Below are 24,233 nucleotides of genomic sequence, written 5' to 3'. Positions count from 1 at the left end.
CGATGCCGCGCTTTGCCGCCAACCTGACGACGATGTACGGCGAGCTGCCGTTCCTCGAGCGATTCGGCGCCGCGGCCGCCGATGGCTTCGATGCGGTCGAGGCGCAATTCCCCTATGACCACCCGGCCGCGGAGATGGTGGCCAGGCTGGCACAGCACGGCCTGCAGCAGGTCCTGATCAACGCCCCGGCCGGCGATTGGGCGGCGGGCGAACGAGGGCTCGCCTGCCTTCCGGGCCGCGAGGCCGAGTGCCGCGAAGGCGTAGAGCGCGCGCTGCTGCTGGCCGAGGCGCTCGCTTGCCCGCGCGTGCATCTGCTCGCGGGCGTGGCGCCGGCAGGCGAGCCCCGCTCACGCTTGCTCGACACCTACCTGGCCAACCTCGAGCACGGGGCCCGGCTGGCCGCGGGAGCCGGCCGCGAGCTCCTCATCGAGCCGATCAATGCGCGCGAGATGCCGGGTTACTTCCTGCAGCGGCAGGCCGAGGCACACGAGATCGTGCAACGCGTCGGGGCACCGAACCTGAAGGTCCAGATGGACCTGTACCACCTGCAAGTCAGCGAAGGCGACGTGGCGACGAAACTGCGCCTTTACCTGCCTACCGGCCGGGTCGGCCACCTGCAGATCGCCGGCGTGCCCGAGCGGCAGGAGCCCGACATCGGCGAGCTGAACCACGCCTACTTGTTCGACCTGATCGACGAGCTCGGCTGGCCGGGCTGGGTAGGCTGCGAATACCGGCCGCGCCGGGGTGGAGAACCGGGCGGGACATCTTCCGGCCTGGGCTGGCGACCGCGTCGCAGCCCCGCGGCGGAACGGGGCTGATCGGCTACCCTGTCGTGTTGCGCGCCGGCTGCGGCGCGCGACACCTGCCTGCCACCGCCCGCTCCGTGTTCACCTACTTCGAACGCCTCGTCGACCCCTACCCGGAGCTGGTGCCGCCGCCCGCTCCACAGGGCCTGTGGCCCTTTCTCTGGGCGAACACGACAGGCGTGCGTCGCTACGTGCTGGTGATGACCGGGCTGACGGCCGTCATCGGCGCCTTCGAGGCGCTGCTGTTCGCCTTCCTGGGGCAGATCGTCGACGGCCTTTCGCACACCGAGCCGGCACGCTGGTGGACGGACGAGCGCGGGCGGCTCCTGCTGCTCGCCGCCGTGCTGATGGCCAGCCCGCTGCTGGTGGCGTGGCAGGCGCTGGCCAAGTACCAGACGCTCAACGGCAACTTCCCGATGCGCCTGCGCTGGAACTTTCACCGCCAGATGCTGGGCCAGAGCCTGGCCTTCTACCAGGACGAGTTCGCCGGCCGCGTGGCGACCAAGGTGATGCAGACCGCGCTGGCAGTGCGCGACACGGTGATGACCGTGGCCGACATCCTGGTCTTCATCGTCATCTACTTCGTCACTATGCTGGCCGTCGTCGGCGGGGTGGACCTGCGGCTGCTCGCGCCCTTCCTCGCCTGGCTGGGCCTGTACGTGCTCGCGTTGTGGTTCTTCGTGCCGCGGCTGGGCAAGGCGGCGCGCGAGCAGGCCGATGCGCGCTCGCTCATGGTGGGCCGCATCTCGGACGCCTACACCAACATCGCCACCGTCAAGCTGTTCTCGCACGCCGGCCGCGAGTCGGGCTACGTGCGCGGCGCGATGCAGGATTTCATGCGCATCGCCTACCGCCAGATGAGGCTGGTCAGCGGGCTCGAGATCGTCATCCACACGCTCAGCATGGGCCTGGTGCTGGCCACGGCGGGGGCGACGCTGTGGTTGTGGACGCAGGGCGGCGCCGGCGTGGGCGCGGTCGCGGCGGCCACCGCGATGGCGCTGCGGCTGAACGGCGTGTCGCACTGGATCATGTGGGAGATGGCCTCGCTGTTCGAGCAGATCGGCACCGTGGCCGATGGCCTGAACACGCTGACGCGCCACGCCGCGGTCACCGACCATGCCGAGGCGAAGGAGCTGAAGGTCACGCGCGGCGAAGTGCACTTCGAGCACGTCGGTTTCGGCTACGGCCGCGAGGGTGGGCAAAAGCGCGTCATCGACGACTTCGAGCTGACCATCGCGCCGGGCGAGAAGATCGGGCTGGTCGGCCGCTCGGGCGCCGGCAAGTCGACGCTGGTGAACCTGCTGCTGCGCTTCTATGACGTCGAATCCGGCCGCATCCTGATCGACGGCCAGGACATCGCGCAAGTCACGCAGAACTCGCTGCGCGCGCAGGTCGGGATGGTGACGCAGGACACATCGCTGCTGCACCGCTCGGTGCGAGAGAACCTGGTCTACGGGCGGCCCGGGGCCACCGACGAGCAGATGATGGAGGCCGCCCGGCGTGCCGAGGCGCACGAGTTCATCGAGAACCTGGTCGACCCCAAGGGCCGGCGCGGCTACGACGCCCACGTGGGCGAGCGCGGGGTGAAGTTGTCAGGCGGCCAGCGCCAGCGCATCGCCATCGCCCGCGTGATGCTCAAGGACGCGCCCATCCTGCTGCTGGACGAAGCGACCAGCGCGCTGGACAGCGAGGTCGAGGCGGCGATCCAGCACAGCCTCAACACGCTGATGCAGGGCAAGACGGTGGTGGCCATCGCCCACCGCCTGTCGACCATCGCGGCGATGGACAGGCTGGTGGTGATGGACGGCGGCCGCATCGTGGAGCAGGGCGATCACCGCAGCCTGCTGGCGCGCGGCGGGCTCTACGCGCGGCTGTGGGCGCACCAGAGCGGCGGGTTCCTCGGAGAGGAGTAGTGGAGCACCGGCGCCAGGAGTCCCTGGCGTCACCCGCTCCGCGGGCTCGTGCCCTTACTTGACCAGTACGACCTGCCGCTCGTTCAGCGGCTGCACCGGGCGGGCGTTCATCTTGTAGAGCTGGTGGAACGAGGCCAGCTGGGCGGCCGAGACCTCGACCGGCGTCTTCAGCACTTGCCAGCGCACTTCCTCGCTGCAGGGCGGCGTGGTGAGCGAGCCCGGGAACGAGTAGTAGCCATGGTCGGCGGGCAGCAGGGCGGCCACGTCGATCGTGCCCTCGAGCGCGACCTTGTCGCCTTCCTTGGCAGGCAGCTTGGCGAACACGGGCTTTAGCGTCGCGTTCTCCTTGCCTTGCTTGAACAGCACGGCGACCACGGCGAGCTTGCCGTCGGCGCTCTTGTGCACCAGGTGGGCCACCAGCGGGTAGGCCTTGCCGTCGACCTTTTCTTCGCTGGGCGTGTGGAAGTGGAACTGCACCAGCTTGTACTCGGTGCCGTCCAGCGTGATGGCGCCGGAGGACGCGAGGTTGACCTGGACGGTGTGGCCGTTGTTGACCACTTCGCCGGCGCCGGCCGTGTAGGCGAACGCGACCGGCGTGACATCGGCGGCCGGCTTCACGGCCTTGGTCACGATGTTGATCGGCGACTGGTGCTTGCCCAGCTTGCAGGTCTCGAAGGACTTGTCCAGCTCGGCCCAGTGAGCGGCGCCACCGTGTTCGGCGTAGCTCCAGTGCGGCGGCGTGCCTTCGGCGCGTGCGGTGAAGATGGTGCCGAGTGCGAGCGCGGCGATCAGGGTCAAGCGGGTTTTCATAGGGCCTCGGTGCGATGGCGAGTGAGGGAAGGTGTCGACTGCTCCTGCGCCCGGGGGTGGGCGCCAGAGCTCAGCCGGTCGACACGCTACCGCCCTGGGATGAACGCCTGTCTAGTCACCCCGAAGCCAATGGGTGAAATGGCGAAGAAACATCGCTGGCCTTCAGGCGTCCTCGCGAACCATGTCCACCGCCTTCTCGGCGATCATGATCGTCGGCGCGTTGGTGTTGCCGCTGACGATGCTCGGCATGATCGACGCGTCCACCACCCGCAGGCCCTGCAGGCCGTGCACCCGCAGTCGCGCGTCGACGACCGCTCCCTCGTCGCGGCCCATGCGGCAGGTGCCGACCGGGTGGTACACGGTGTCGGCATGGTTGCGCACGAAGGCCTCGATCTCGGCATCGCTTTGCGCAGGGGCCGAGGCGATGGACTCGCGGCCCCCCAGTGCCGCCAGCGCGGGCTGCTGCAAGATGCGGCGCATCAGCTTGAAGCCGCGGACCATGCGGGCCGCGTCGTCCGGATCGCCGAGGAAATCGGGGTCGATCACCGGCGGCGCCAGCGGGTCCGCGCTGGCCAGGGTGAGCGTGCCGCGGCTCTTGGGCCGCAGCAGGCAGACATGGCACGAGTAACCGTGGCCCAGGACCGTCTTGCGCCCGTGGTCGACGAGCTTCGCGATCGCGAAATGGAGCTGCAGGTCCGGCGTGGCGGCATCCGGGCCGCTGCGCAGGAAGGCACCGCCTTCGGCGAAGTTGGTGGTCAGGATTCCGCTGCGCTCGCGCTTCCACTGTCCGACCCCGCGCCAGGCATTGGCCAGCCCCGTCCAGGACACGCCGAAGAAGTCGGTCAGCCGAGGCGTGTCCACGACCTGGATCACGTCCGGATGGTCGTGAAGGTTGGCGCCCACGCCGGGCAGGGCATGGTTCACGGCGATGCCGTGGCGCTGCAGCTCCGCCGCCGGCCCTATGCCGGACAGCATCAGCAACTGCGGCGACTGCAGCGCACCGGCGGACAGCAGCACTTCACGCCGAGCCCGCAGCACGCGACGCTGGCCGTTCTGCAGCAGCTCGACACCGACGGCTCGGCGCCCTTCCAGCACGATGCGAAGGACCTGGGCCCCCGTCACCAGCTGAAGATTGGGCCGCGTCACCGCAGGGGCCAGATAGGCCTTGGCCGCACTGCAGCGCTCGCCGCGACGCTGGGTGACCTGGTAGATGCCGACGCCTTCCTGGTCGGGGCCATTGAAATCGGCATTCACAGGCAGGCCGGCCTGGCGACCCGCCTCCACGAACACCGAGGTGTAGCGATTGGGCTGCTGCAGATCGGCGACGTTGAGGGGGCCGCCCGTGGCATGCCACGCATCGCTCCCGCGCTCGTTGTGCTCGGCCTTCATGAAGTAGGGCAGCACGTCGGCGAAGCCCCAGCCGGGGTTGCCCTGCGCGGCCCACTCGTCGTAGTCCTCGCGCTGGCCCCGGATGTAGATCATGGCGTTGGCCGAGCTCGACCCTCCCACCACCTTGCCGCGGGGTTGGTAGCCGCGCCGGCCATTCAGGCCGCGCTGCGGCACCGTCTCGAAGGCCCAGATCGAGCGCCTGAGCTTGGCCATCATCGAGAAACCCGCCGGACAGTGGATCAGCGCGCTGGTGTCGGGCGGCCCTGCCTCGATCACCGCCACGCTGCAGCCCGGGTCCTCGCTCAAGCGGCCGGCCAGCACGCTGCCAGCCGAGCCGGCGCCAATCACCAGATAGTCGAACTCCATGCACACCCCAGACGCCAGACGGCGTGGATTGGATGCGCGGCAGGCTACCTCCGTCCATTGGGGGCTGCACCTGCGAAATCTAGAGTCACCAACTTAAGTGGAGCTCCCGGGCCCGTCCAGCAGAAGAGCCGATCCGGCAGGAGCGGCCCACGGACATCAGCGCAGGACCCAGGTTCCTCCGACCCACAGCCAGCCATGGCCGCCCCAGCGCCAGTGGCCACGGATCCAGACGTGGGCGGCGCTGGGTGGCGGGCCGGCGGGGGCCTCCTGGACCACCGCAGGCATCGGCGGCACCACCTCGTTCACCCAGTGGCCATAGATCCAGTGCCAGTGGTGCGGGCCCCAGACCCAATGGCCGGGGACCCAGTACCAGCCGCTCGCGGCGGGCGGCGGCGGTGCGGTCTCGGCGATGGGCGCCGGCATCGGGCCAGCCGGGTACTCGGCCACGACGGCGGCGTGCACGCGAGGCGGCGCGACGACACAGGCGTTCAGGCTCAGCGCCAGGCCGAGGGCCAGCGCGGTGGCGGCCAGCGGGCGGCGCCAGGGGGACGATGACATAACGTGTGACATGCAGGCCTCCATTCAGCGAGGAATGAGGCGATGCTCCGCTGGCGATGCTGTGCCCGTGTTTCTGCTCTCGTGCGGCCGGATTGCAGTTGTCACACGCCGTTGCCGGGTGGCGGAGGGCCCAGCGCCGCCGCGATGGCCCGTGCCAGGTGGGTCCGCTCCAGGGGCTTGGCCAGCACCTGCCGCACGCCGGCTGCCGCGGCCCGCTGCTGCAGCTGCGCTCCGCCGAAGCCGCTCATCAGCAGCACCGGCAGGTCGGGCCGCAAGGTGCGCAGCCGGGCCGCGAACGTCGTGCCGTTCATGCCGGGCATCACTTCGTCGGTCAGCACCAGGTCGAAACGCCCGGGCTGCGCCGTCACCTCGGCCAGCGCCGCCTCCGCGTCGGTGAAGCCGACGGGCTCGTAGCCCAGCTCGGCGAGGCTCTCCTCGGCGAGCGCGACCAGGGCCGCCTCGTCGTCGACCACGAGCACCGCCTGTCCGGCACCTTGGGGTGCCTCGCCGGTCGCCGGCGCGGGGACAGCGTCGACCGTGGGCGAGGCGGGCACGTCCGGCAGCCAGAGGCTGAAGCGGCTGCCGGCGCGCGGGCGGCTCTGCACGTCGATCGCACCGCCCATGTCCTGCACCACGCCGTGGACGACGGCCAGGCCCAGGCCCGTGCCCAGCTGGCCCCGCGTGGTGAAGAAGGGCTCGAAAAGCCGCTCCATGGTGACCGGCGACATGCCTTCGCCGGTGTCGCTCACCTCCAGCACCACCCAGCGGCCCGCGGCCACGCTGCCGTGCGAGAGCTCGCGCGGCTCGGTGAGCAGGCGGCGCTGGGTGCGCACGCCCAGCACGCCCTGCGCCGGCATCGCCAGGCGCGCGTTGGTGCACAGGTTCATCACGGCTTCGAACAGCGCGGCAGGATCGCCCCGCACGCAGGCCCCGGGGGCCTGCAACTGGCGCTCGATGTGCACGCCCGCCGGCAGCGTGGCGGCCAGCAGCGACAGGGTCTGCTCGACCACCGGCTCCAGCGCGAACACCGCCGACGGCCGGCTGGTGCCGCGGCTGAAGGCCAGGATGCGCTCGACCACGCCCTTGCCCCGCAGCGCGGCCGCGATCACCTGATCGAGCTGGCGGGCCAGCGGGCTGCCGGCCGCAGCGCCCTCGCGGGCCATCTCGCCGTAGCCCAGGACCGCGGCCAGGATGTTGTTGAAGTCGTGCGCCACCCCGCCGGCCAGCGTGCCCAGCGCCTCCAGCGTGCGCACGCGCGACAGCCGCCGCTGCAGCCGCCGCGAATGGGCCTCGGCGCGCAGCAGCCACCACAGCAGCAGCGCCAGGGTCGCGGCGATCGCCAGCAGGCCCCAACCCACGAGGCGACGGATGTCCGACCAGCGTGACAGCACCGCGCGCGCGTCGCGCGTGAGCACTATCGTCAGCCCCAGCGGCTCGACGCGGCGGCGCTGGACCAGGCGCTTGCTGCCGTCGTCGAAGGCCACCGGCTCGGCACTGTCGCCGTCCAGCTCTTCCACCGGACGCGGCTCGGGGCCGTGCGACTTCGGATCCTCGCGCAGCGTGCCGCCGAGCAGGTGGCCGTCCGCCCGCAACACCGACAGGCGCATGTCGTGCGCCGGCACCGCGCGCGGGAAGGCGCCCAGCATGGCCCCCGCCGGCATGGTGCCCAGCACCCAGCCCTGGAAGTGGCCGCGCCACCAGCGCATGGCCAGCGCGACCGAGGCATCGCCATGCTTGCTGTCGCGAAATGGCACGCTGAAGGCCACCGAGTCTTCGTCCATCCCCAGCGGGCCAGGCAGATAGTCGGCCATGGGCGGCGGCGGCTCGTTGGTGGAGGCAGCGAGCACGTGGCCGTCCGGGCCGAGCACCCACAGGTCGCGCACCATCGGCAGCACTGCGGTGCGGCGGCGCAGTCGGGCAGCGGTTTCGGCCCGGCCCTCGTCGACATCCTCGCGCGCTGCCTGCAAGGCCAGCACCACGCCTTGCACGCCACGCTGCAGCTCATCGGCAGTGGAACTCGCGACACTGGCCAACAGCTGCGACTGGGTCTGCAGGGTGTCCTGCCGAAGGTGCCACAGGCCCAGGCCGAGGGCGCCGGCCAGCAGCGCCCACAGGACGAGCGCAATGCCCACGGCCGGATGCGCCCACCAGCGGTGCGTCAGGAGCGGGCGGTCGGGGGAGGCGACGGGAGTCGGCGGCGTGGCAGGCATGGCTGGCCGTAGGATCGGGGGTTGAACGCGACTCTAACCATGACGACAGCCACCACCACGGTCACCCCGGCCGCCACGCCCCACGTCCTGGCCGTCGACGACGACCCCGCGCTGCGCACGCTGCTGGAGGATTACCTCACCGGCCACGGCCTGCGCGTGACGACCGTGGCCAGCGGCCGCGAGATGAACGAGGTGCTCGAGCGCGAGCCGGTCGACCTGGTGCTGCTGGACCTGAAGCTGCCCGGCGAGGATGGCCTGCAGCTGGCCCGTGCGCTGCGCGAGCGTGCGACGCTGCCCATCGTGCTGCTGACCGGCCAGAACGAGGAGGCCGACCGCGTCATGGGGCTGGAGCTGGGAGCCGACGATTACGTCACCAAGCCTTTCTCGCCTCGCGAGCTGCTGGCCCGCCTGCGTGCCGTGCTGCGCCGCTACCAGGTGCAGGCCACGCTGCCCGAGCGCGACTCGACCCGCCGCGCCTTCCGCTTCGCCGGCTGGGAGCTGAACCTGCGCACCCGGCGCCTGCGCTCCCCGGCCGGCGAATCGGTGGAGCTGTCCAACGGCGAGTTCAGCCTTTTGGCCGCCTTGTGCAGCGCGCCCGGCCGTCCGCTGACGCGGGACCAGCTGCTGTCCATGTCGCGCCTGCACGAAGCCGAGGTCTACGACCGCACGATCGACGTCCAGATCCTGCGCCTGCGCCGCAAGATCGAGGAAGACCCCGCGCATCCGCGACTCATCGTCACGCAGCGCGGGGTCGGGTACTTGTTCGAAACGTCGGTCGAGACTTTGTACTGACGTCAGCCGAGGCGAATAGGCACGAAGATTTTTTCGCCCTGGCGCTGGACCAGCAGCGCGACCGCCTTGTCGGCCTTGGTCACGGCTTCGCGAACGGCCTCCACCGACTTGGCGGGCTGGCCGTTGACGGCGAGCAGCAGGTCGCCTCGCTGCACGCCGGCGGCGGCCGCCGGCCCGCTGGCCTGCTCGATGACCAGGCCCTCGACCCCGGCAGCGCGGCGCTCGTCGGGCTCCAGCGGCCGCAGGGCGAGGCCCAGCCGGCCTTTGCCGGAAGCGCCGGGTTGCGAGCTGTCGCCGTCGGCGCGCGCCTGGCGCTTGCGGTGGCTGTCGGCGTCGCCGAGCGCCACCTCGACGTCGCGCTTCTCGCCGTTGCGCCAGACCTGCAGCGTCACCTTGTCACCTGGCTTGGCCAGGGTGATCACTGCCGGCAGGTCGGCCGAGGCGATGATGTCGCGCGAGCCAATGCGCTGCAGCACGTCGCCGGCCTGCAGCCCTGCCTTGGAGGCCGGGCTGTCGGGCTCGACGCTGGCCACGAGCGCGCCGGTCGGCCGCGGCAGGCGGAAGGAGTCGGCCAGGGTCTGGTTCACCTCCTGCACCGTCACGCCGAGCATCGCGTGCTGCGCCCGGCCGGTGGTGACGATCTGCTTCTGCACGTTCAGCGCGATGTCGATAGGGATCGCGAAGGACAGGCCCTCGTAGCCGCCGGAGCGGCTGTAGATCTGGGCGTTGATGCCCACCACCTCGCCCCGGGCGTTGAACAGCGGTCCGCCGGAGTTGCCGGGGTTGACGGCGACGTCGGTCTGGATGAACGGCACCGCGGCGTCGCTCGGCAGCGAACGTCCGGTCGCGCTGACCACCCCGGCGGTCACGCTGTTCTCGAAGCCGAAGGGGGAGCCGATGGCCAGCACCCAGTCGCCCGCCTGCAGGGCGTCGGGCCGGCCGAACTGCACCACGGGCAGGTCCTTGGCGTCGATCTTCAGCACGGCGACGTCGGTCTTCTTGTCGCTGCCCATGACCTTGGCCACGAACTCGCGGCGGTCGGTGAGCTTGACCACGACCTCCTTCGCGCCCTCGACCACGTGGGCATTGGTCAGGACCACGCCATCGGCGGTGACGATGAAGCCCGAACCCTGGCCACGCACCGGCACCTGGGCCGATCCGCCAGGCAAGCCCGGCATGCCACGGCCGCCGCCGAAGCGGCGGAAGAATTCGGCCATCGGATCGTCGGGCCCGCTGTCTTCGTCGTCGTTCTGCGCCGCCCCGTCGTCGTTCACGTCCGCGCCGATGCGGCGCGTCCCGACGACGCTGATGTTGACCACCGCTCCGCCCCAGCGCCGCGCGATCTGCGCGAAGTCCGGCGGCGCGCCGGGCACCACCGGTAGCGGCGAGGTCGACGGCCCGGTCGCCGCGGGCGCGGGCTGCATCGTGGCCGCGGCCTGGCTGTTGGCAGCCGCCACGGCGGGCGTCGCGTCCTTCTGGTGGGCGTTCTGCCAGGCGGTGTGCAGGCCGAAGCCGCCCAGCACGAGCACGGCGGCCGTGGCAACGGCCGCGCGCCGGGCCCGGCCGCCGTAGGGGGCCGCGGGGGTCACGGGGTTCATGTCAGGCGTTTGCATGGTTGTCTCGTCCTTTGAAGATCACAGGCCGGCCGTCTCGCCCGGCGAGGGCACCGTCTGCGGGGTCTGGCGGGGGTAGTGCATGAACAGGTCCACCGGCGTGCCGGGCTTGACGTCGATGACGTGTCGCCGCTCCTGGCTGCCGTAGCGGGTGCTGACCGCATAGCGGCCGGGCGGCAGGCGGACGTTGGTCAACGGGCCGGCGTCGTCCAGCGCGAGCACGGTGTGGCCCCGGTTGTCGGCGATGCGCAAGGTGACGTTGGCCACGTAGTCGTTCTTCGGCCCTTCGGAGAAGACCATGCGCACGTTGAAGGCCCCCTCCTGGGACTCGATCTGGTGCGCCTCCTGCTCGCCTATGCCGCCGGTGACGTAGGGCGGATCGCCCTGCGGTTCAGCCGCGAGCGCGGCCAGCGGGCCGAGCACAGCCGCGGCAGCGGCCAGGGTGGCGAGCGATCGGGTGAGGCGTTGCGGGACGATCGTCATGACAGTCTCCTTGGCATGGGGTATGCCCGGAGCTTCCTGCCCGGTGATGAGCCGCCTATGTCAAGCGGCGGGCCGACGATGACAGTTGAAACGGAAGGCGGAGCCGTTCGTCAGCCGGCCAGGCGCACGTCGGCCGCGCCTTCGGCCCAGAGGCGGCCCGCCGCCTCGGCGATGCGGGTGCTGCGCGCATCGCCCAGCACCGGCAGCTGTGCCACCTCGGCCTGGGCCAACAGGCGAGCCAGCACGCCGGCGTGTGGCAGCACCGGCCCGAAGAAGCGGGCCTGGCCGCCGTACGCCACCAGCAGTGTGGGAAAAGTCTCGATGTCGTCTGCCGCGCCCTTGGCATCGTCGAGCGCGTCGGCATGGTCCTCGATGTCGACCCAGGCGAAGCGCCAGCCCGGATGCCGGCGGGCCGCTTCCTCCATCACCTCGCGGTAGCCGTCGCAGGTGCGGCACCAGCCCGCGCACAGGCAGGCCACCAGCCAGGAGGGCGTGTCGGGACGGGCGCCGGAGCTCATGGCGGGGCAGTTTGCCATCGGGTGGCAAATCGGGCCGGGCCGCCCGGGCGTGGGGTCTCGCTCAAGTCGGTGTGGATTGCTGCCGAAATCCGCGGCGACAGCCCTTCCTGCTGCCACTAACCTGACCCCTGCCCATGTCCCACCGCCTCGTCCTCGCCTGTTCGCTGAGCGCCCTGCTCGGCAGCGTCAGCGCACAGGCCGCCACGGTGCAGGTGCTGGTGCAGGGCGAGGCCGGCCAAGCGCTGGCCGACGCGGTCCTGCTGCTCGAGCCGGTGGGGGGCAAGCCGCCGGCGCTGAAGCCCTCCGCGCAGGTCGAGATCGCCCAGAAGGGCCGGCGCTTCGTGCCCACGGTCACCGTCGTGCCGGTGGGTACCAAAGTCCAGTTCCCGAACCAGGACACGGTGCGCCACCACGTCTATTCCTTCTCGCCGGCCAAGAAATTCGAGCTCAAGCTGTACGTGGGCCGGCCGGAGAACCCCGTCGAGTTCGACCGGGCGGGCGTGGTCGTGCTGGGCTGCAACATCCACGACACCATGGTCGGCTGGGTCATCGTGAGCGACACCCCCTGGTACGCCAAGACCCCGGCGGCCGGCCGCGTCACGCTGACCGACGTGCCGCCTGGTGCCTACCTCCTGCGCAGCTGGCATCCCGACCTGCCGGCCGGCTCGACCGGGGTCGAGCAGCCCGTGACGGTAGGCGCTGCCGACCTGGCCCTCACGGCCCGGATGCCGGTGAAATGACGGCCCGCCGCGCCTGGCTGTCCGGCCTGGCCGGGCGCATCGTGACCCTTTTTCTCGGCCTTCTGCTGGCGGTCCAGGGGGTCGGCTTCTTCGCCATCCGCCACAGCATCGATGCCAACGCGCGCTCCGGCCTGGCTCATCAGCTGGAGACGGGCGAGCGGCTGCTGGGCCGGTTGCTGGAGCAGAACGCCCAGGCTTTGAAGCAGGCGGCCACGCTGCTGGCTTCGGACTACGGTTTCCGCGACGCGGTGGCCTCCGACGACAACGAGACCATCCGCTCGGCGCTGGACAACCACGGCGCTCGCATCGGCGCCAGCGTGACGGCCTTGCTGGACCTGGACCTGACCTTGCGAGTCGCGGGCAGCCGGGGCGGCGAGGCCGTGCAGCCGCTGCGCGAACGACTCTCATCCGCGGCCGCCAACGGCCAGCCGCCGGCCAGCGGGCAGCTCACCCTGGTCGGCGACCGGGCCTACCAGTTCGTCGTGGTGCCCCTGAAGGCGCCGCGCGAGATCGGCTGGGTGGTGATGGGCTTCGAGCTCGACCACAAGCTCGGCGATGACCTGCTGGCCCTGTCCGGCCTGCACCTGGCGGTGATGGCCCAGCCCGCAGGCGAGGCGCTGCGCATCGTCCAGAGCACCCTCGAGGGGGGCTGGTCCGAGGGCCTGCCCCCGCTGCCGCTTCTGGGCCCGACCGAATTCGAGGCCGGCGGCGAGCACATGGAGGGGCGTGTCAGCCTGCTGGCGCACGCCGCGGCCGGCGACCTGCGCGCGCTGCTGATGCGTTCGGTCGACGACGCCGTGGCCCCGTACCGGCGTCTGCAGGCGCTGCTGCTGGCCATCACGCTGGTCGGCGCGGGCGTCTTTGCCGTCGGTGCCGTCGTCACCGCGCGGCGTGTCACCCAGCCGCTGCAAGCCCTGGTCGACGCCAGCCGCCGCCTCGGCCAGGGTGACTTCGACACGCCGGTCGAGCATCCCCCCCACCGCGACGAGCTGGCCGAGCTCGCGATCGCCTTCGACGGCATGCGCGAGGTGACGCGAAGGCGCCTGTACCTGGACGACCTGACCGGCCTGCCCAACCGCGGTCAGTTCGCGCGCCGGCTGGCGCAGGCCCTGCAGTCCGGCCCCGCCGCCGTGCTGATGCTGGACCTGGACCGGGTCAAGCAGGTCAACGACAAGCTCGGCTATCAGATGGGCAACCGGCTGCTCGTGCAGGTGGGTGAACGCCTGTCAGACCTGACGGACCTGCCTGAGGGCGCGGTGGTCGCGCGCCTGTCGGGCGACGAGTTCGCGCTGATGTTGCCTCGCGCCGGCCGCGCCGAGGCCGAGAGCGCCGCCCAGGCGATGCTGGCGGCGCTGGAGCAGCCGGTTCGCCTGGACGACAGCGCGGTCGATGTCGCGGGTGGCATCGGCATCGCGTGCGGACCCGAGCATGAGGACAGGGCCCCCAGGACCGCCGACGGCGTCCCACCCCTCGACGAGGTCGAAGGTGCAGGCGGCGGCCCGTCGTCCTTTGAACGTGCCGAGTCGCTGCTCAGCCGCGCCGAAGTGGCCATGTACGAGGCCAAGCACCGGCGGGCCGGGTGGCTGGTCTACGACCCTGCGTTCGACCATGGCAGCTCCGCCACGCTGACGCTGCTGGGGGAGATGCGACGTGCCCTGCAGCGCCACGAGCTGAGGCTGTTCATCCAGCCGAAGCTGCATCTGCTGGACGGCACGCTCGTCGGCGCCGAGGCGCTGGTGCGGTGGCAGCATCCGGAGCGCGGCCTCGTGCCGCCACTGGAGTTCATCCCCTTTGCCGAGGAGACCGGCTTCATCCACGAGCTGAGCCTGTGGGTGGTAGGCGAGGCGGCCCGGCTGCTCGCGCAGTGGCTGCCGAACGGCGTGCTGCCCCGCTTGTCGGTGAACCTGTCGGTGCACGACCTGATGAAGGTCGACCTCGTCGAGCGGCTCGAGCAGCGGCTGGCCAGCCACGGCGTGCCGCCACAGGCCTTGTGCCTGGAGATCACCGAGAGCGCCATCATGAGCGACCCCGAGCGTGCGATGCAGACGCTGCACGCGCTCAAGGCGCTGGGCTTCAAGCTCTCGATCGACGACTTCGGCACCGGCTACAGCTCCTACGCCACGCTGCGCAACCTGCCGGTGGACGAGCTGAAGATCGACATGTCGTTCGTCCGCGCGATGGACCGCGTGCCCAAGGACGCGATGATCGTGCGCTCCATCATCGAGGTGGCGCACAACCTCGAACTCAGCGTCGTCGCCGAGGGCGTCGAGAACGAACAGATTTCGCAGCAGCTGGCGCGCCTGGGTTGCGACCAGGCCCAGGGCTGGCACATCGGGCGGCCCATGCCGGCCGAGGCCTTCCAGGTCTGGTCGAGGGTGCACCGGGCGGTCCAGGCCGAGAGGCAGGAGCCCCGGCCGCTGGCGGTCTGAGCGTCAGCGCACTTTCGCCAGCAGCGTCTGCACGTCTTCCAGCACGTCGGCCAACTGCTTCTGGTTGCGGCTGTCGGGTGCGACGCGGGAGCCCAGCTCCTGCTGCATGAAGCACACCGTCATGCGCACGTAGGTGCTCTCCAGCGCCTTGCGCACCGCGGCCATCTGGCCCGCGACCGCCAGGCAGGGTTCGCCCTCCTCGATCATCCGCTGGACACCGCGCAGCTGGCCTTCGGCTCGCCGGAGCCGGTTGAGCAGGTCGGTGCGGGTCTTGTCGTCGGTCAGCGTGGCCATGGAGCGGAACTTTCGGGGCAGATCGCGGGATGCGGACGGGTCTGCATTGTCGTCCCCCCGCGCGCTGGCCCGGGCGCCGGATTTCACGCCCGGCCTGCTGTTCAACCAGATGGCTAAGAAGCCAGATAGCCATGTATCCACGCTTTTGCGCGCTTCAGGCATGATTCGCGGCACCGAGACCCCTACGCCCTGCACGAGCATGGATGGACTGCCCCCCGAAGCGCTGGACCAAGTCGCCGCCTATTTCCAGGCGCTGTCGGAGCCGACGCGCCTGCAGATCCTGAACCTGCTGCGCTCGGGTGAGCGCAACGTGGGCGAACTGGCGCAGGCTTGCGGCTATACCTCGGCCAACATCTCGCGCCACCTTTCGCACCTGATGCAGCGCGGCCTGGTGGAGCGCGAAAGCCGCGGCACCGCCGTCTACTACCGCATCGCCGACGAATCGGTCTACGCCTTGTGCGACCTGGTGTGCGGCAACATCGCGCGGCAGCTGGAACGCAGCGCCGCCGGCTACAAGGCCTTCGCGCGACGTGCTGCGCCCAGGAAAAAGGCGGCCTGAGGCTGCCTTGGACAGGGTTGGGCAGGCTTCAGAAGCGGTATGAAGCGCCGGCAGTGAACGCACGCCCGGTGGGGTCGGCGTAGCGGCCGTCGTAGCCGACCTGGTTGCCGCCCACCAGCTTGAGCGAGCGCGGAGGCTCCTCGTTCAGCAGGTTGGTGATGCCCACCGTGAAGCGAAGGTCCTTGCTGTACTGCCAGCGCGTCTGCCAGTCGATGGTCGTGTAGGACCTGACGCGGCCGTTGTAGGCGACGCCCTCGCCAGTCTCTTCATTCACCACATTGCCCGAATCCGCCGTGAACGCCTGATCGGCATAGCCCGACCGGTACTTCACGATGGCCGTGTGGGTGAAGTCGCTGTGCTGCAGCCCCAGCACCAGGCGGACGATGTTGCGGAAGACGACGTTGTTGTCGCCACCGAACTTGCCGAGGTCGGTCTGCTTCCCGCCCGGAAGCTCGTAGTCGGCCTTGAGCATGTGCGTGCCGCTCAGGTTGGCCGTCATCTTTCCGATCGGCGTGGCGGTCCGGAAGTCGAACTCCCAGTCGATGCCCTGGTAAGTGGCCTTGCCGGCATTGAACGGCTTCTGGAGCAGGGCCACCGTGATGGGGCCGGCCGGGTCCCGGTACGGGATGATGAACAGGTCCTGCAACGAGGCCGCGTTGGCGAACGCGTAGCCCTCCGGCATGCCGTTCAGGATCTGGTCCTTCAGCTTCACGGCCCAGAAGTCGAGGCCCACCGAGAGCATCTGCGCGGCGTCCCAACGACCGCCGATGGTCCACTGGCGGGACGTTTCGGCCTTGAGGCCGGCGCCTCCGCTGGCCGGATTGCCCGCCGAGACGAGGTCCCATTGAATGGGTTCCGTGCCGTTCGCTATGCAAGTGGGCGTGGTCGGGAACGGGCAGACGTAGGAGCCCGAGGTGTTCGTGGCGAACGCGAGGGGGGCCGCGATCTGGTTGACCGAAGGCGCCTTGAACCCCGTGCCGAGCGAACCGCGCAGCAGCAGGCCATCCAACGGCTGCGTGCGGAAGCTCAACTTGTAGGTGGTGTGGCTGAAGGTGTCGCCCTCGTCCTCAGCCGGCAGGGGCTGCAGATTGTTCGGGTCCTGGGTGAAGGGCATCTTGTTGTGCACCTTGTCGTAGCTGTCGTAGCGGACCGAGGCGGTGATTTCCGTCTTGCGTGCGACCGGCATCAACAACTCTGCGAACACGCCGTAGTTGTTCCGGCTCGCCTCCATGGGGACATAGCCATAGAAGCCCCCGACCGCGTAGTTCGTCTTGCCGACCTGGCCTGGCGTGCCGTTGCCGAACTGAGCGAGATCGCTCGTCTCCTGCTTGAGGCTCTGCTGGGCGTAGTCGAAGCCCAGGCCCAGGACCGAGTTGCCACCCGGCAGCGAGAACATGTCCTTCGAGGCATGCAGGTTGAACACGTTCTGCGACACGTTGGTCTTCAGGAACGTGCCTTTCAGCAACGCGGCATCGAGGTTCTGACCTTCGATCGGCACCAGGGGATCGTACTGGCCGTCCTTGATCAGGTTCACGAACGTCGCGAAGTCGAGATAGCCGCCGGCGAGCTTGTCCTCGTTCTGGCTCGACGAGAACGTCAGGCTGGTGCTGTAGTCCCAACCCATGGCGGTGCCTTCCACGCCCAGCACGTAGTGCTGCGTCTTCGTCACGTAGTCGTCCGTGCGGTTGCCGGCCTCGAAAGCGCGGTAGGCCATCTGGGCGCCGGTGCTGGTGTCGCCGGTCTCGGCCTGCCAGGGCACGACGTACTTGTTCCAGAGGATGTCGAGCGGACGGCCGGGCAGGTCCTGATCCCCCAGGCCCATGGGCTGCGCGGGCGGCGCGAACGCCGCGGTCATGGCGAACTTCGAAAACAGCGCCTCGGCGAAAAGGATGTTGTCGCCGCCCAGCTTGAGCCGTCCGCTCAGGTAGAAGCTGTCGCGCTCGGAGTCCGGGATGTCCTGCACGGTCGCCGCATAGTTGGTACGGCACCGGTTGTTGGACGCGAACACCGCGGGATTCGTCCCGCAGTTGCCGTTCAGGTCGAAATAGGGGCTGAAGGCGCCGGTGTCCAGGAAGAGGCTGGCCGGCAGGGAGTTCCGGGAGGTCTGGTCGAAGACCACCGGCTGCCCGTCGAGCGTGAACCTGATCAGGCCGCCGCGCTTGGAGACATCGCGCTGGCTGGCCATCAGGACTTCCTGCACGTCGTGGCTGTAGGACGCCAGGATGTTGAAGCCGTCGGCCTCGAGGTCCCCGAATCCCTTGCTGATGCCCGCGCTCCACTTGCTGCCGCCCTCCTGCTCGGGCAGGCTGCCGTTGAAGAAGACGCTGGCATCGGTCACGTTCTTCTTGGTGATGAAGTTCACCACGCCGGCGATCGCGTCGGAGCCGTAGAGCGCCGAGGCACCATCAGTGAGCACTTCGACCCGCTCGATGGCATCCAGTGGAAGGCTGGACAGGTTCACCGAGCCATCGCCGCCCGAGGCGCCGAAGCCACCGAAGGGCGCCACTCGCCGGCCATTCAGCAGCACCAGGGTGTATTTCTGGTCCAGGCCGTGGATGGCCGCCGTGGTGTTGCCGAACCCGTTGCCGTTGACCGAGCCCGAGGACTGCTGGAAGTTGCCGCCCGTCATCGCGGGCAGGGCCTGGATCAGCTCGGGGATCGAGTTGACATTGCTCTTGTCGATCGCGTCGCGCGAGATCACCGTGACGGGCAGCGCCCCCTCGGCCTCGATGCGGCGGATCGCGGAGCCGGTGATCTCGACCCGCTGGGTCGAAGGCGGGGCGTCCTGGGCGAATGCCACGGGGATCACGCCGAAGGCCAGCATCAGCTGAGTGCAAAGCCTGGTGCGCTTGAACATGGGAACCTCCTAGCTAGCTTCATTCGCGGCACTGCGAATGGCCCCGGTGAGCCGCAAGCGCCGCCCCTAACGTCGATGGCCGACGGTCGCTGGTCCTCGCAAGAAGCCTGCCACCGCGCACCCCCGCCGAATCCGCCGGATTGTTCGGGCCTGTCAATGGCGTCGCTGCTGGGGCCAACCCGCGAGTTGGCGCTTTCGCCACAAGGCAAGCGACGAACTGCGCCCTGGGCCGACGAAACGGACCCCCACGTTCGCGGGAGCGGCTTGTCTAGCCAGGTGTGCTAGCGGGGTGAGCCGGTACCATCGCGGGCAATGCTCACCGTCTCTCCCGCCGTCGACCCCGATGCCCTGCTGCACGAGGTGTTCGGCTATGCCCGGTTCCGCGGCCACCAGCGCGACATCGTCGATCACGTCATGGCGGGCGGCGACGCGCTCGTCCTCATGCCCACGGGCGGCGGCAAGAGCCTGTGCTATCAGGTTCCCGCGATCGCCCGCCACCGCGTCGGCCAGGGTGTCACGGTGGTGGTGAGCCCGCTGATCGCGCTGATGCACGACCAGGTCGGAGCGTTGGAGGAGGCGGGCGTCCACGCCGCCTTCCTCAATTCGACGCTGGACTCGGCCGGCGCGCAGGCCGTCGAGCGCGAGCTGCTCTCGGGGCGGCTGGTGATGCTGTATGCGGCGCCCGAGCGGGTCACCAACCCTCGCTTCCTGGCGATGCTGGATTCACTGCGCGAGCGGGGCCGCCTGAGCCTGTTCGCGATCGACGAGGCCCACTGCGTGAGCCAGTGGGGGCACGACTTCCGCGAGGAGTACCTGCAACTGGCCCTGCTCGCCGAGCGCTACCCCGGGGTGCCCCGCATCGCCCTGACGGCCACCGCCGACGATCACACCCGGGCCGACATCGTCCACCGGCTGCAGCTGGAGTCGGCCCGCGCCTTCGTCGCCAGCTTCGACCGGCCCAATATCCGGTACACGATCGTCGAGAAGGACAACGCCCGCACGCAGCTGCTGCGCTTCCTGCGCGACGAGCACGAGGGCGATGCGGGCATCGTCTACTGCCAGAGCCGGCGCAAGGTGGACGAGACGGCCGAATGGCTGGCGGGCGAGGGCTACACGGCCCTGCCTTACCACGCCGGGCTGGAGGCGGACGTGCGACGGCGCCACCAGGACCGCTTCCTGCGCGAAGACGGCGTGGTGATGGTGGCCACGGTCGCCTTCGGCATGGGCATCGACAAGCCCGACGTCCGCTTCGTCGCTCACCTGGACCTGCCCAAGAACATCGAGGGCTACTACCAGGAGACCGGCCGTGCCGGGCGCGACGGCGAGCCGGCCGACGCCTGGATGACCTACGGCCTGGCCGATGTGGTGAACCAGCGGCGGATGATCGACGAGAGCGCGGCCGAGGAGGAGTTCAAGCGCCTGCAGGTCGGCAAGCTCGAGGCCCTGCTGGCCCTGGCCGAGAGCCTGGATTGCCGGCGCCAGCGGCTGCTGGCCTACTTCGGCGAGGCCAAACCCACGGGCTACCGCTGCGGCAACTGCGACAACTGCCTTCAGCCGCCCGAGCGCTGGGACGCCACCGAGGCGGCGCGCAAGGCGCTGTCCTGCATCTACCGCTTTCGCCAGCACTCCGGCATCGGCTATGGCGCGGGCCACCTGATCGACGTGCTGCGAGGCAAGTCGACCGACAAGACGCGGGAGCGAGGCCATGAGCAGCTCAGCACCTTCGGCATCGGGGCCGACCTGAGCGAGGCCCAGTGGCGGGGCGTGATCCGCCAGCTGATCGCCCTGGGCCACCTGGCCAGCGAAGGCGAATACAACACGCTGGCCCTGACCGACAGCGCGCGAGCGGTGCTGCGCGGCGAGATCAAGATCGAGCTGCGAGAGGCGCGCGAGCCCGCGCCCAGGGTGCGGGGCAGCCGGTCCCGCGGCAGCGGCAACCCGAAGGTGCCCCGGGCTGCCGCCGTGCTGGACGACGCCGGCCAGGCCCGTTTTGCGGCGCTGAAGACCTGGCGCAGCGAGGTCGCCAAGGAGCACAACCTGCCGGCCTACATCGTCTTCAACGACGCCACCCTCGCCCAGATGGCATCCGAATCGCCCGATTCGCTGTCGGCGCTGGCCAGCATCAGCGGAGTCGGATCCAAGAAGCTGGAAGCCTATGGCCGCCAGATCCTGCGGGTGCTGGAGCAGGTCGACAGCTGACGGCACCCTCTCGTCCCAGAGAAAGGAGTACCCCATGCCACCGCCGCCCACCTGCCTGGTGGTCTTTCACTTTCCCGGCCCGGCATGGGTCTCGGGTTTGCGGATGTTCGAGCAGCCCGGGTTGCAGGCCCATGTCGACTACTACCGCGCTTTGCTCGAAAGCGGGCAGCTCGGCGCGGGCGGGCCGTTCCTTGATGGGGATGGTGGCGGGATGATGATCGCCCGCCCCGGGATGCCGCTGGACGAGCTGGTGGCGTTCGCGGAGAACGACCCGGCGGTGCGCAGCGGGCTGTTGCGGGTGGCCATTCGGCCGTGGATGCCCGCGATGCGCGCCCGCGAGGGCCTGGGGTAGTAAGCGCAGCCCAGCCGCTGGCCTGGCCGCGGTCGTGGCCACCCTCCCGGGTGGCGAAGCGCCTTCAGCGCTTCTGGTCGGACTTCTGCTGCCGCGCCAGGCTCTGGCGGTCGCTGCCGAAGGCGGCAATCCAGAAAGGCTCGTACTTCTGGCCCTTCTCCGGCGCCGGCAGGACGTGCTTGTCGTGCGGGTGCGGTTGACGGTTTGTGTGCGCTGACTTCTGCATGATCGTAAGCATTTCGGGCCGGGTTCTCTCCCCAATGGGGCAATCTTGCTCGGTCAACGCGGCCGCTTCCGTCATGGATGACAAGCAAATGGCACGAACGCAAAAATTTGTGAACCTTCCGGCGGGGGCGGAATCGCGCGCTTCAGGCGGGGGCCGGCCCCTGGGTGGCGGACAGGCCGCCGCGCTCGCTATGATGACCGGTTGCCTTTTCGAGCCCCCATGCCCCGACCCGCCCCGCCGATCGGCGCCGACGCCCCCGCGATCCGGGTTCGTGGCGCCCGCACCCACAACCTCAAGAACATCGATCTCGACATCCCGAAGTACGCGCTGGTGGTGATCACCGGCCTGTCGGGCTCGGGGAAGTCCAGCCTGGCCTTCGACACGCTGTATGCCGAAGGCCAGCGGCGCTACGTGGAGAGCCTGTCGGCCTACGCCCGGCAGTTCCTCCAGTTGATGGACAAGCCCGACGTCGACGTGATCGAAGGCCTGTCGCCCGCCATCTCGATCGAGCAGAAGGCCACCAGCCACAACCCGCGCTCGACCGTGGGCACGGTGACGGAGATCCACGACTACCTGCGCCTGCTCTATGCCCGCGCCGGGACCCCGTTCTGCCCTGAACACGACCTGCCGCTGGCCGCGCAGAGCATCAGCCAGATGGTCGACGCGGTGCTGGCCCTGCCGGAAGAGACGCGCCTGATGGTGCTCGCGCCGGTTGTCCGTGACCGCAAGGGCGAGTTCGTCGAGGCCTTCGCCGACTGGCAGGCCCAGGGTTACGTTCGCTTTCGCGTCGACGGCCAGGTCGTCGAGGCGACCGAGCTGCCGAAGCTGAAGAAGACGGAGAAGCACGACATCGACGTCGTCATCGACCGCCTGAAGACCCGGCCGGACGTCAAGCAGCGCCTGGCTGAGAGCTTCGAGGCCGCGCTGCGGGTGGCGGATGGCCGGGCCATCGCGCTGGAGATGGATTCGGGCGTCGAGCACCTGTATTCGTCGCGCTTCGGCTGTCCCGTCTGCAGCTATTCGCTGCCCGAGCTGGAGCCGAGGCTGTTCTCCTTCAACTCGCCCGTCGGCGCCTGCCCGCACTGCGACGGCCTGGGGGTGCAGACGGTTTTCGATCCCGAGCGCGTGGTCGCCTTTCCGTCCCTGTCCATGGCCGCCGGGGCGGTCAAGGGCTGGGATCGCCGCAACGCCTACACCTTCTCGCTGCTGGAAAGCGTCGCCCGGCACTACGGCTTCGACATCGAGGAGCCCTTCGAGTCGCTGCCCGAGCAGGCTCGCCAGGTGCTTCTGTTCGGCTCCGGCGAGGACGAGATCGAATTCCTCTACGAGGCCGAAGGCAAGGGCGGCCGCACCCGGGTCGTCAAGCGCTCGCACCCCTTCGAGGGCATCCTGCCCAATTTCGAGCGGCGCTTTCGCGAGACGGATTCGGTCGCGGTGCGCGAGGACCTGACCCGCTACCAGAGCGCCAAGCCCTGCGCTCACTGCCACGGCACGCGACTGAAGCGCGAGGCCCGGCATGTCTTCCTGCCGGGTACCGAGAAGCAGCGAGGCAAGCCGATCTACGAGACCGAGCACCTGACGCTGGCCGACGCCCTGGCCTGGTTCGAGGGCCTGCAGCTCGAGGGCGCCAAGGCCGAGATCGCCGACAAGGTGGTCCGCGAGATCCGCTCGCGGCTGAAGTTCCTCAACGATGTCGGCCTGAAGTACCTCAGCCTGGACCGCAGCGCCGACACGCTTTCGGGCGGGGAGGCGCAGCGCATCCGCCTGGCCAGCCAGATCGGCTCCGGCCTCACCGGGGTGATGTACGTGCTGGACGAGCCTTCCATCGGCCTGCACCAGCGTGACAACGAACGCCTCATCGGGACGCTCAAGCACCTGCGCGATCTGGGGAACTCGGTACTCGTCGTCGAGCACGATGAGGACATGATCCGGGCGGCCGACTGGTGCGTCGACATGGGCCCCGGCGCCGGCGTGCACGGCGGCCAGGTCATCGCCGCCGGCACGCCGGACGAAGTGGCGGCCGCGCCCGAGTCGCTCACCGGCCAGTACCTCGGTCACGTGCTGAAGATCGCCTTGCCGCCGCGTCGCGCCCGCGAAACCGAGGGCAACGGCGCCGCCGCGCTGAAGATCGTCAATGCGAGAGGCAACAACCTCAAGGGCGTGACCGTCGAACTGCCGGTGGGCTTGTTGACATGCGTCACCGGCGTGTCGGGCTCCGGCAAGAGCACCCTCGTCAACGACACGCTCTACGCAGCAGTCGCCCGCAAGCTCTACAACAGCCATGCGGAGGCGGCGCCGCACGATGCCATCGAGGGCCTGGAGGCCTTCGACAAGGTCATCAACGTCGACCAGAGCCCCATCGGTCGCACCCCGCGCTCCAACCCGGCGACCTACACGGGCCTGTTCACGCCCATCCGGGAGCTCTTCGCGGAAGTGCCCGCGGCCCGCGAACGCGGTTATGGCGCGGGCCGCTTCTCCTTCAACGTCGCCGGCGGGCGGTGCGAAGCCTGCCAGGGCGATGGCGTGCTGAAGGTGGAGATGCACTTCCTGCCCGACGTCTACGTGCCCTGCGACATCTGCCACGGCAAGCGCTACAACCGCGAGACCCTCGAGATCCTCTACAAGGGCCGCAACATCGCCCAGGTGCTGGACACGACAGTCGAGGATGCCTTCGGTTTCTTCAGTGCCGTGCCGACGATCGCGCGCAAGCTGCAGACACTGCTGGACGTGGGCCTGGGCTACATCACCCTCGGCCAGAGCGCGACGACGCTCTCGGGCGGCGAGGCGCAGCGTGTCAAGCTGGCGCTGGAGCTGTCCAAGCGCGACACCGGCCGCACGCTCTACATCCTGGACGAGCCGACCACCGGCCTGCACTTCCACGACACGGCGCAGCTGCTGAAGGTGCTGCACCAGCTGCGCGACGCCGGCAACACCATCGTGGTGATCGAGCACAACCTGGACGTGATCAAGACGGCCGACTGGCTGATCGACATGGGCCCTGAAGGCGGCGCCGGCGGCGGCAGGGTGGTGGCCGAGGGCACGCCGGAGACGGTGGCCGCCCACCCCGACAGCCACACCGGACGCTTCCTGCGGCCGCTGCTCGAACCACGCTGAGCGTC

General features: G+C 69.7%; 19 protein-coding genes. 9 read left to right on the top strand and 10 right to left on the bottom strand.

Annotated elements, in window-relative coordinates; genetic code table 11:
- Positions 1-2: 2 nt before the first annotated feature.
- The gene (otnI, locus tag ACS5PM_RS09350; RefSeq protein ID WP_439387336.1) at positions 3-818 is read left to right on the top strand and encodes a 2-oxo-tetronate isomerase; all 816 of its coding nucleotides are present in this window, start codon (positions 3-5) and stop codon (positions 816-818) included.
- Positions 819-883: 65 nt separating this feature from the next.
- A complete protein-coding gene (locus tag ACS5PM_RS09345; protein WP_439387335.1) occupies positions 884-2,719 on the top strand; it encodes an ABC transporter ATP-binding protein in 1,836 nt (611 codons plus the stop codon).
- A gap of 54 nt (positions 2,720-2,773) precedes the next feature.
- On the opposite strand, the gene ACS5PM_RS09340 is transcribed toward ACS5PM_RS09345, so the two are convergent.
- The 4 genes from ACS5PM_RS09340 to ACS5PM_RS09325 all read right to left on the bottom strand — a co-directional run bounded on the left by ACS5PM_RS09340 (position 2,774) and on the right by ACS5PM_RS09325 (position 8,052).
- Complete coding sequence (locus tag ACS5PM_RS09340; RefSeq protein WP_439387334.1) at positions 2,774-3,529, bottom strand: carbonic anhydrase; 756 nt, start codon at positions 3,527-3,529, stop codon at positions 2,774-2,776.
- A gap of 162 nt (positions 3,530-3,691) precedes the next feature.
- A complete protein-coding gene (locus tag ACS5PM_RS09335) occupies positions 3,692-5,284 on the bottom strand; it encodes a GMC family oxidoreductase (RefSeq protein WP_439387333.1) in 1,593 nt (530 codons plus the stop codon).
- 156 nt (positions 5,285-5,440) lie between these two features.
- A complete protein-coding gene (locus tag ACS5PM_RS09330) occupies positions 5,441-5,854 on the bottom strand; it encodes a hypothetical protein (protein ID WP_439387332.1) in 414 nt (137 codons plus the stop codon).
- Between the two features lie 89 nt (positions 5,855-5,943).
- On the bottom strand, positions 5,944-8,052 hold the full coding sequence (locus tag ACS5PM_RS09325) for an ATP-binding protein (RefSeq protein WP_439387331.1): 2,109 nt from the start codon (positions 8,050-8,052) through the stop codon (positions 5,944-5,946).
- A gap of 39 nt (positions 8,053-8,091) precedes the next feature.
- Between ACS5PM_RS09325 and ACS5PM_RS09320 the strand changes: the two genes are divergently transcribed.
- Complete coding sequence (locus tag ACS5PM_RS09320; protein ID WP_439387330.1) at positions 8,092-8,844, top strand: response regulator; 753 nt, start codon at positions 8,092-8,094, stop codon at positions 8,842-8,844.
- A 2-nt stretch (positions 8,845-8,846) separates the two neighbouring features.
- Here ACS5PM_RS09320 and ACS5PM_RS09315 read toward each other — a convergent pair whose 3' ends face one another.
- From ACS5PM_RS09315 to ACS5PM_RS09305, 3 genes are all read right to left on the bottom strand, one after another.
- Positions 8,847-10,457 carry a Do family serine endopeptidase gene (locus tag ACS5PM_RS09315; protein ID WP_439387329.1) on the bottom strand — a complete coding sequence of 537 codons (1,611 nt, stop codon included), beginning with the start codon at positions 10,455-10,457 and terminating at the stop codon, positions 8,847-8,849.
- 21 nt (positions 10,458-10,478) lie between these two features.
- Entirely contained in the window at positions 10,479-10,940 is a 462-nt protein-coding gene (locus ACS5PM_RS09310; protein ID WP_439387328.1) for a hypothetical protein, read from the bottom strand.
- Positions 10,941-11,050: 110 nt separating this feature from the next.
- On the bottom strand, positions 11,051-11,458 hold the full coding sequence (locus tag ACS5PM_RS09305; protein WP_439387327.1) for a thioredoxin family protein: 408 nt from the start codon (positions 11,456-11,458) through the stop codon (positions 11,051-11,053).
- A 134-nt stretch (positions 11,459-11,592) separates the two neighbouring features.
- Here ACS5PM_RS09305 and ACS5PM_RS09300 point away from each other — a divergent pair, with 134 nt between their 5' ends.
- Both ACS5PM_RS09300 and ACS5PM_RS09295 read left to right on the top strand, forming a co-directional pair.
- Complete coding sequence (locus tag ACS5PM_RS09300) at positions 11,593-12,198, top strand: methylamine utilization protein (RefSeq protein ID WP_439387326.1); 606 nt, start codon at positions 11,593-11,595, stop codon at positions 12,196-12,198.
- The gene (locus ACS5PM_RS09295; protein WP_439387325.1) at positions 12,195-14,627 is read left to right on the top strand and encodes a putative bifunctional diguanylate cyclase/phosphodiesterase; all 2,433 of its coding nucleotides are present in this window, start codon (positions 12,195-12,197) and stop codon (positions 14,625-14,627) included. The genes ACS5PM_RS09300 and ACS5PM_RS09295 overlap by 4 nt, the downstream gene beginning before the upstream one ends.
- A 3-nt stretch (positions 14,628-14,630) precedes the next feature.
- Here the strand turns inward: ACS5PM_RS09295 and ACS5PM_RS09290 are convergent, their stop codons facing one another.
- Positions 14,631-14,921 carry a metal-sensing transcriptional repressor gene (locus tag ACS5PM_RS09290; protein WP_439387324.1) on the bottom strand — a complete coding sequence of 97 codons (291 nt, stop codon included), beginning with the start codon at positions 14,919-14,921 and terminating at the stop codon, positions 14,631-14,633.
- Positions 14,922-15,120: 199 nt separating this feature from the next.
- On the opposite strand from ACS5PM_RS09290, the gene ACS5PM_RS09285 reads away from it, so the two are divergent.
- Positions 15,121-15,480 (top strand): ArsR/SmtB family transcription factor, encoded by a 360-nt coding sequence (locus ACS5PM_RS09285; RefSeq protein ID WP_439387323.1) that lies wholly within the window; start codon positions 15,121-15,123, stop codon positions 15,478-15,480.
- Positions 15,481-15,508: 28 nt separating this feature from the next.
- Here the strand turns inward: ACS5PM_RS09285 and ACS5PM_RS09280 are convergent, their stop codons facing one another.
- Positions 15,509-18,337 (bottom strand): TonB-dependent receptor, encoded by a 2,829-nt coding sequence (locus ACS5PM_RS09280; RefSeq protein ID WP_439387322.1) that lies wholly within the window; start codon positions 18,335-18,337, stop codon positions 15,509-15,511.
- A 312-nt stretch (positions 18,338-18,649) separates the two neighbouring features.
- Here ACS5PM_RS09280 and recQ point away from each other — a divergent pair, with 312 nt between their 5' ends.
- Both recQ and ACS5PM_RS09270 read left to right on the top strand, forming a co-directional pair.
- Positions 18,650-20,536: a DNA helicase RecQ gene (recQ, locus tag ACS5PM_RS09275; protein WP_439387321.1), complete on the top strand. Its 1,887-nt coding sequence runs from the start codon at positions 18,650-18,652 to the stop codon at positions 20,534-20,536.
- Positions 20,537-20,570: 34 nt separating this feature from the next.
- Entirely contained in the window at positions 20,571-20,888 is a 318-nt protein-coding gene (locus ACS5PM_RS09270) for a YciI family protein (protein WP_439387320.1), read from the top strand.
- Between the two features lie 64 nt (positions 20,889-20,952).
- Here ACS5PM_RS09270 and ACS5PM_RS09265 read toward each other — a convergent pair whose 3' ends face one another.
- Positions 20,953-21,114 carry a hypothetical protein gene (locus tag ACS5PM_RS09265; RefSeq protein ID WP_439387319.1) on the bottom strand — a complete coding sequence of 54 codons (162 nt, stop codon included), beginning with the start codon at positions 21,112-21,114 and terminating at the stop codon, positions 20,953-20,955.
- A gap of 219 nt (positions 21,115-21,333) precedes the next feature.
- Here ACS5PM_RS09265 and uvrA point away from each other — a divergent pair, with 219 nt between their 5' ends.
- Positions 21,334-24,228 (top strand): excinuclease ABC subunit UvrA, encoded by a 2,895-nt coding sequence (gene uvrA / locus ACS5PM_RS09260; RefSeq protein ID WP_439387318.1) that lies wholly within the window; start codon positions 21,334-21,336, stop codon positions 24,226-24,228.
- The last annotated feature ends 5 nt before the right edge of the window (positions 24,229-24,233 follow it).

Origin of the sequence: Ideonella flava (genome assembly GCF_051857595.1) — a bacterium.
GTDB lineage: Bacteria > Pseudomonadota > Gammaproteobacteria > Burkholderiales > Burkholderiaceae_C > Ideonella.
Note: the sequence above shows the minus strand (reverse complement) of the source record. Positions and strands in the feature narration are given on the sequence as shown.